Source organism: Haloferax marisrubri (genome assembly GCF_001469875.2).
Classification (GTDB): Archaea; Halobacteriota; Halobacteria; order Halobacteriales; family Haloferacaceae; genus Haloferax; species Haloferax marisrubri.
Window position 1 is genome coordinate 244,895 of the sequence record NZ_LOPW02000017.1, and the last position, 6,946, is coordinate 251,840.

The window sequence follows — 6,946 nt, forward strand, 5'->3', positions numbered from 1 at the left end:
CTGTCAAGCGTTCCGGTAGGTAAAGAGGATTTGGACAGCCTCGTCGGGGGCGTCTTCGAGGAGTCGGTAGGCACGCGCGGCGGACTCGACGCCGATTCGGTGGGTCACGAGCGGGTCCAGCGGGAGGTCTTCGAGGTGGTCCCACGCCAAGGAAAAGCGGCGGTCGGCGTCCCAACGTCCCCGGAGGTCGGGGTCGATGGTGCTGACCTGACTGCTCTCGACGCTGATGCGCGAGCGGTGGAACCGCCCGCCGAGGTCGAGGGTGGCGGGCTTGGTGCCGTACCACGACCCGACGACGACCCGGCCGTCGTACCGCGTCACCGACAGCGCGTCGTCGAGCGCGTCGGGGTCGCCCGAGAGTTCGAGCGTCAGATCGGCCCCGTCGGCGGGCGCGTCCAGCGACTCGGGGTGGACGGCCTCGTCGGCACCGAGCGCCTCGGCGATGGCGCGGCGCTCGGCCACGCAGTCGACCGCGGTCAGGCTCCCGAGCGGGAACTGCGCGAGGAGCGCGGTCGTCACGAGACCGACGACCCCCTGCCCGAAGACGACGACGTGCTCGCCGATGAGCGGCCGACCGTCCATCACGAAGTTGAGCGCGGTCTCCATCGTCGGCAGGAGCGCGGCGCGCTCGTCGGTCACGTCGTCGGGGACGGAGATGAGTTCCGAGGGGGACGCGAGAAAGCGGCTCTCGTGGGGGTTGAACGCGAAGACGCGGCTTCCGAGCCGCGAGTCGGGCACGTCGTCGCCGACGGCCTCGATTTCGCCGACGGCGGCGTAGCCGTAGCGGAGCGGAAACGAGAGGTCGCCCTCGAGCGCCGCGATAGACTCGTCTGCGGCGAGGTCGGTCGGGGCCTCGCCCCGGTAGACGAGCCGCTCGGTGCCGGAACTCACGGCGGAGGTCAGGGTGCGGACGCGGACCTCGCCGGGGCCGGGAGCGGGCACGTCGCGGTCACGGACCTCGACGCGTTCGGGGGCCACGAAGTAGACCGCGCGACCCTCCATCGTTCAGTCGTCTGCGGTCTCGACGGCGGCGTCGGCGAACTCGACGATCGTGCCGCGGTGGCGGCAGTCTTCGAGCGCGTGCTTGGCCGCGAAGCCGGCCTCGTGGGCGTTCGACGCCGTGCCGACGCCGACTTTCAGTTCGACGTCCGCCTCGGCCTCGACGTGGTCGATGGCGGCGCGGTACTGGTCTTCGGTGAGGTCGGGCGTGACCGAGATGATGTTGTCGCCGCCGACGAAGAACGACAGCGCGCCGTGTTCCTCGCGCAGGTGGCGCATGAGCGACGCGTAGCCCTGTTCGATGTGGATGAACGTGTCGAACTCGTTGAGGCGGTCGGTGTACTTGCCCGTCGCGTCGTTCACGTCGAAGTGCGCGATTTGGAGGTCGGTGTCCGAGCGGTCGGCGTCCGCGAGGGTCTCCCCGGAGAGCACCTCGCGGCGGTCGCCGTCCTGCGCGCTTCCGGCGCGCTGGATGCGGTCGGTGGCGCGTTCGAGCGCGACCGCGGGCGACCGGTCGGCACCGATACCGAGACTGAGCGTTACGGGATAGCGGTTCCCGATAGACTCCTGCAGCAGTTCGTGGTCATCGCGGTCGAGTCCGTTCGTGACCGCGACCATGTTGTCGAACCGGGTGAAAAACGCGTACCCGTCGCGAGAGCCGACGAACTGGGCCAAGTCGGCGAAGAGCCGCGACTGGAGCGTCTGGAGGTCCATCTCCCGCCGCGGGTCCGGAGTGACCGTCCACGGCCCGTAGTTGTCGATTTGGACGAGTGTCAGCTGCGTGTTCGTCACGGTAGACGAGTAGGGCGACGCGCATATTGGTCTTTGGTTCTGTGACGGTCCCGCCGCAACCTCGGAACCGACGCACGCGACGCTCGCGGCGCGCTCACCGCCGACGCGAGCGCGTCACGCCGTCAGAGTCGTCGGCGACTCAGGCCGACGAATCGCGAATCGTCCGGCTGGCGACCACGTCGAGGACCGCCCACGTCAGCACCCACACGACGAGCGCTGTGAGGACGATAGCCGTCGTCGACAACAGCGGGACGACGACGGAGAACGTGGCCACGATGGAGTAGGTCAAAAACAGCGCGACCATCGCCGTCACGAGTCCGTAGACGCCCATGGCGCTGTTGCCGGTCGCCGGCCCGCGAAGCCACCCGACCAACCGCTTCGAAGAGACACCCATACGACAACGTATGTCACCAATGAACATAATGGTTCTCTCGGGCGAACGTTCAACAGCCCCGGCACCCTACCGAGGACGATGAACTACCGAGGTGTCGTTCTCGACGTCGACGGGACCGTGGTCCGCGGTGACGAAGCGATTCCGGGCGCGCTCGACGGGCTCGCCGCCGTCGACGCCGCCGGGCTCGACCGACTGTTCGTCTCGAACAACCCGACGAAGGCCCCCGTCGCCTACGAGGCGCGGCTCCGCGGGGCCGGCATCGACGCGACCGCCGACGAGGTCGTCACCTCCGGCACGACCACCACGGCGTACCTCGCCGACCGACATCCCGGCGCGCGGACGTTCTGCGTCGGCGAGGCGGGCTTCCGCGACCAACTCCGCGACGCCGGCCTCGAACTCGTCGGCCCCGGCGACGACCCCGAAGTCGTCGTCGTCGCCATCGACCGCGAGTTCCACTACGACGACCTCCGCGACGCCAACCGCGCGCTCCGCTCTGGGGCCGCCTTCTACGGCACCGACCCCGACGTCATCATCCCGACCGCGGACGGCGACATCCCCGGGTCGGGCGCGATTATCAACGCCGTCGCGGGCGTCGCCGAGCGCGACCCCGACGCGATTCTCGGCAAGCCCTCGAAGGTCGCCCAAGAGTACGTCCTCGACAAGTTGGGCCTGCCGCCCGAGGAGGTGCTCATCGTCGGCGACCGTCTCGACACCGACATCGCGTTCGGCCTCGACGCGGGCATGGGGACCGCGCTCGTCCGAACCGGCGTGACCGACGACGCGGCTCTCGCGGCGAGCGAGTACGAACCCGACTACGTCCTCGACGGCCTCGGCGACATCGGGCGCATCGTGTCGGAGTAGCTCGGTTCGGCCGCGAGAGCGGTCGAAACTCGACTTCTGTCCCGTCGCCATCCCCACCTGCACAATCATTATCGTTCTGACGCGACAACTACCGACCGGGTGATGCCCATGTCCGGAAAGAAGATTCTGCTCCTCGCCGGCGACTTCGTCGAGGACTACGAGATTATGGTACCGTTCCAGGCGCTGCAGATGGTGGGTCACGAGGTCCACGCGGTGTGTCCCGAAAAGGAGGACGGCGACCGGTGTAAGACCGCCGTCCACGACTTCCGCGGCGACCAGACGTATCTGGAGACCCGCGGTCACGACTTCGCGCTGAACGCGACGTTCGCCGATATCGACCCCGCGGACTACGACGCGCTCGTCGTCCCCGGCGGCCGCGCGCCGGAGTATCTCCGCGGCTACGACGAGGTGCTGGACGCCGTCCGGCACTTCTTCGACGAGGGGAAGCCGGTCGCCGCAATCTGCCACGGCCCGCAGATTCTCGCCGCCGCGGGCGTCCTCGACGGCTACGAGATGACCGCTTACCCCGCCGTCCGTGCGGAAGTCGAGCGCGCGGGTTGCTCGTGGGTCGACGAGGTGACCGTCGACGGCAACCTCGTCACCGGGCAGGCGTGGCCGGACCACCCCGAGTGGCTGGCGGCGTTCCTCGACGTGCTCGGCACCGAAATCAGCCACGGACCGGCCGCAGCGGCCGCGGACGACTGATTCGCCGAGCCGCTCACACGATATCGCGTGTGAAAATGTCTGACAAAGATTTTTATTAGGGGGGACGAAGGGAGTGGTATGGAAGAGCCGAACAGCCCGTACTTCCGCGAACAGGTCGACGACGTCGTCGAATCGGACCCCCAAGACCGCGAGGTTATCATCGTGGAAGGCGAGGCTATGAGTCTTCGAAGCTATAAGAAGCGCCGCTACTGACCCGGCGGGGCGTCTCCGAGTCCGCCGCGACACCCGTCGCTGGCGGCTTCGATTTCTGCGAAAAGAATGCGAGTGCGTGTCGGCGCGAGCGGCGAGCGACGCTTAGAACGCGTCGCCGACGACGGTCACGTCGGCCTGCAGCTCGTCGCGGAGCGCGTCGTGGACGTGGCAGATGTCCTCGGCGAGTTCCGTGATTTCGGCGAACTCGTCGTCCGAGAGGTCGGACTCCACGTAGACGTCGAAGTTGATGCTCGTGAGGTCGTCGCCGTCGTCGAGGTCGGCGTCGGCGTCGATCTGGACCTTACCGAGGTCGTCGAAGCCCGTCTTCTGACCGCCGACGCGGAAGGCGGGGAGGAAACAGGAGGCGTACGTCGCGACGAGCGCGGCGTTCGGGTTCGGACCCGTCTCGTCGGTGGCGTCGATCTGGAGGTCGAAGTCGCCGACCTGACTCGTGCATGCGAAACCGTCCTCGCTGACAGTAGAGGTCTGGATGTCGGACATTCATTCCGAGGAACGGAGCGACCGACCCTAAAAGTTCCTCAATAGGACAACGGTGTGCACAAGCGACGACCCGAAACGGGGCGTCGCCGAGCGAGGCGAAGGGCTATTCGAGGGTGAACGACTCGTCGCCGTCGAGGGCGTGGACCTCGGCCTGACTGCCGGCGGCTTTGACCTCGCGCTCGAAGTCGCGCACGTCGATTTCGATGGCCGGGAACGTGTTGTAGTGCATCGGGAACACGTGGTCGACGCCGAGCCAGTCGGCGGCGATAGCGCCCTGCCACGGCCCCATCGTGTAGTGGTCGCCGACCGGGAGCGCGGCCGCGTCGGGTTCGAAGTACGCGCCGAAAATCTCGCGCATGTCGGTCATGAGGCCCGTGTCGCCGGCGTGGTAGAACGTCGTGGAGTCGGCGTCGGACTCCTGTGTCGGCAGCGTGTCGCTAATCATGTAGCCGCCGGGCATACCGGCCTCGTGCTCGTAGCCGGTGTTGATACCGTTGGTGTGGTCGGCGCGAACCATCGTGACGAACGCGTCGCCGAGTTCGACCGTCCCGCCGATGTTCATGCCGATGGTCTCGTCGACGCCCATCTCGGCTTCGACGTAGCCGGTGAGTTCGGGCGTGCCGACGACCGTCGCGCCGTCGAACTCGCCTGCGTGGGCGATGTGGTCCGCGTGCCCGTGAGTGAGCAGGACGTAGTCGGGGGTCTCCACGTCGCTCGGGTCGAGAGACGTGGCGGGGTTGTCGAAGAACGGGTCGATGAGAAGCGAGGTGTCTCCGACCGTGACGTACCACGTCGAGTGACCGTGCCAGGTGAGTTCCATAGCACTCGGTTGTTACAGGCGAAATACACAAAAAGCTATTCGCAGGGGGCGGTGTGACCGCTTTTCGGCGGTGTCACTCATCGGTGTGTTCTCGGTGTCGTTCGGCGGGACGGCCCCGCCGCTCTCGTCTCGAATTCGACAGCAGAATCGGCCGCCCGAGTCCACTCGAACGAACTGTCCGGGACGGCCGATACACGTCCGTCATCCCACGGCCACAAAAACGATGAGAATCGTGCAAGAATGTCCCACGTCACCGGGCGACCCGCGCGATGTAAAAGCCTATCACGCCGCCCGCCGACGCGTGGGGCATGCATCACGTCCGATTCCGCGACCCCGCGGGCGCGGTTCGAACCGGCGAGTGGCACGGCGATTCGGTCTCCTTCGGCGGCGAGCGCTACGACCTCGACGAGGTCGACGTGCTCCCCCCGTGCGAGCCGTCGAAAATCGTCTGCATCGGCCGCAACTACGCCAAGCACGCCGAGGAACGCGACGAGGAGGTCCCCGACCGGCCGCTTTTGTTCCTCAAGCCGCCGAACGCGGTCGCCGGCCACGGCGACACCGTGACGCTCCCCGCGGGCAAGGAGAACGTCGAACACGAGGCCGAACTCGCGGTCGTCATCGGCGAGCAGTGCCGGAACGTCGCGCCCGAGGACGCCGAGGAGGTCATCGCGGGCTACACCGTCATGAACGACGTGTCCAACCGCGACGACCAGGACGTCGAGACGAACTGGGTCCGCGGGAAGGCGTTCGACGGCTCCGCCCCGCTCGGCCCGGTCCTCGCCGACCCCGACCACCTCCACGACGACGCGAGCATCTCGCTTCGCGTGAACGGCGAGACGCGACAGGACTCCAGCATCGAACACCTCATCTTCTCGATTCCCGACCTCGTCGCCGAAATCACGACCTACATGACGCTCGAAGCCGGCGACGTCATCTCGACCGGGACGCCCGAGGGCGTCGGCCCGCTGGAAGACGGCGACCACGTCGCGGTCGAAGTCGAGGGCGTCGGCGTCCTCGAACACGACGTGCGACAGGACTGAGCGCGACTGACACCCCGTTTTTTCATCGCCGAGTCACAACCCGGCCGTATGCGTGTCCCTCGATTGACACTCGTCGGCGTCGCGATACTCGCACTCAGCGCCGTCGCGGGCGTCGCGGCCCTCCCCCAACTTCCCTCCTCGGTCGCGATTCACTTCGGCGTCGGCGGCGACCCCGACTCTTTCGTCGCCGCCCCGCTCGGCGTGCTTCTCGTCCCGGTCATCGGCCTCGGCGCGCTCCTCGTCACCCGGTTCGCCGGGGTAGTGGGAAGCGGAACCAGCGTCCCGCCCGTCTTCGACTCGATACTGGCGACGTTCCTCGCGTACGTGCAGGCGCTCGTCCTCGCGTACAACCTCGGCGCGCGGTTCGACATGTTCGTCGCGGTCGTCCCGGCGGTCGTCACGTTCGGCGTCGTCGCCGTCGTCCTCGACCGCGCGGGGTGAGAGGACAAACCCTATAATTAGGCTGGCCTAATTCCCGCCGAATGCGACTGACGCGACGGGACGCGCTGGCCGTGCTCGCCGGTCTCGGCGTCACCGGCGGGGCCGTGTCGCTGACGCAGTTCGACCCGCCGACCGCCGATTCGACCGGCGGGGCAGGCGAGTCGCCTAGTGAGGACGGAG

At 67.6% G+C, this 6,946-nt stretch carries 10 protein-coding genes and 1 pseudogene; 6 read left to right on the plus strand and 5 right to left on the minus strand.

The genetic code is table 11. From position 1 onward, the window contains the following. Nucleotides 1-3: 3 nt before the first annotated feature. The 3 genes from AUR65_RS13450 to AUR65_RS13460 form a co-directional block, all read right to left on the minus strand. A complete protein-coding gene (locus AUR65_RS13450; RefSeq protein ID WP_058567349.1) occupies nucleotides 4-1,002 on the minus strand; it encodes a zinc-binding dehydrogenase in 999 nt (332 codons plus the stop codon). A 3-nt stretch (nucleotides 1,003-1,005) separates the two neighbouring features. Continuing rightward, nucleotides 1,006-1,791, minus strand: a complete 786-nt coding sequence (locus tag AUR65_RS13455) for a GTP cyclohydrolase III (protein ID WP_058567350.1) — start codon at nucleotides 1,789-1,791, stop codon at nucleotides 1,006-1,008. Nucleotides 1,792-1,930: 139 nt separating this feature from the next. Further along, a complete protein-coding gene (locus AUR65_RS13460; protein WP_058567351.1) occupies nucleotides 1,931-2,185 on the minus strand; it encodes a hypothetical protein in 255 nt (84 codons plus the stop codon). 78 nt (nucleotides 2,186-2,263) lie between these two features. Between AUR65_RS13460 and AUR65_RS13465 the strand changes: the two genes are divergently transcribed. The 3 genes from AUR65_RS13465 (at nucleotide 2,264) to AUR65_RS20460 (ending at nucleotide 3,964) form a co-directional block, all read left to right on the plus strand. Beyond that, entirely contained in the window at nucleotides 2,264-3,046 is a 783-nt protein-coding gene (locus tag AUR65_RS13465; RefSeq protein ID WP_058567352.1) for an HAD-IIA family hydrolase, read from the plus strand. Between the two features lie 108 nt (nucleotides 3,047-3,154). After that, nucleotides 3,155-3,751 carry a DJ-1/PfpI family protein gene (locus AUR65_RS13470; protein ID WP_058567362.1) on the plus strand — a complete coding sequence of 199 codons (597 nt, stop codon included), beginning with the start codon at nucleotides 3,155-3,157 and terminating at the stop codon, nucleotides 3,749-3,751. Between the two features lie 78 nt (nucleotides 3,752-3,829). Continuing rightward, the gene (locus AUR65_RS20460) at nucleotides 3,830-3,964 is read left to right on the plus strand and encodes a hypothetical protein (protein ID WP_004968055.1); all 135 of its coding nucleotides are present in this window, start codon (nucleotides 3,830-3,832) and stop codon (nucleotides 3,962-3,964) included. Between the two features lie 102 nt (nucleotides 3,965-4,066). Here AUR65_RS20460 and AUR65_RS13475 read toward each other — a convergent pair whose 3' ends face one another. Beyond that, nucleotides 4,067-4,465 carry an OsmC family protein gene (locus AUR65_RS13475; RefSeq protein ID WP_058567353.1) on the minus strand — a complete coding sequence of 133 codons (399 nt, stop codon included), beginning with the start codon at nucleotides 4,463-4,465 and terminating at the stop codon, nucleotides 4,067-4,069. Nucleotides 4,466-4,568: 103 nt separating this feature from the next. Then, entirely contained in the window at nucleotides 4,569-5,285 is a 717-nt protein-coding gene (locus AUR65_RS13480; protein WP_058567354.1) for a metal-dependent hydrolase, read from the minus strand. Between the two features lie 308 nt (nucleotides 5,286-5,593). Here AUR65_RS13480 and AUR65_RS13485 point away from each other — a divergent pair, with 308 nt between their 5' ends. The 3 genes and pseudogenes from AUR65_RS13485 to AUR65_RS20270 form a co-directional block, all read left to right on the plus strand. Next, a complete protein-coding gene (locus tag AUR65_RS13485; protein WP_058567355.1) occupies nucleotides 5,594-6,325 on the plus strand; it encodes a fumarylacetoacetate hydrolase family protein in 732 nt (243 codons plus the stop codon). Nucleotides 6,326-6,373: 48 nt separating this feature from the next. Continuing rightward, nucleotides 6,374-6,766 (plus strand): DUF1648 domain-containing protein, encoded by a 393-nt coding sequence (locus AUR65_RS13490; RefSeq protein WP_058567356.1) that lies wholly within the window; start codon nucleotides 6,374-6,376, stop codon nucleotides 6,764-6,766. 41 nt (nucleotides 6,767-6,807) lie between these two features. After that, nucleotides 6,808-6,946, plus strand: a pseudogene (locus AUR65_RS20270) (gluconate 2-dehydrogenase subunit 3 family protein); the annotation flags it as partial.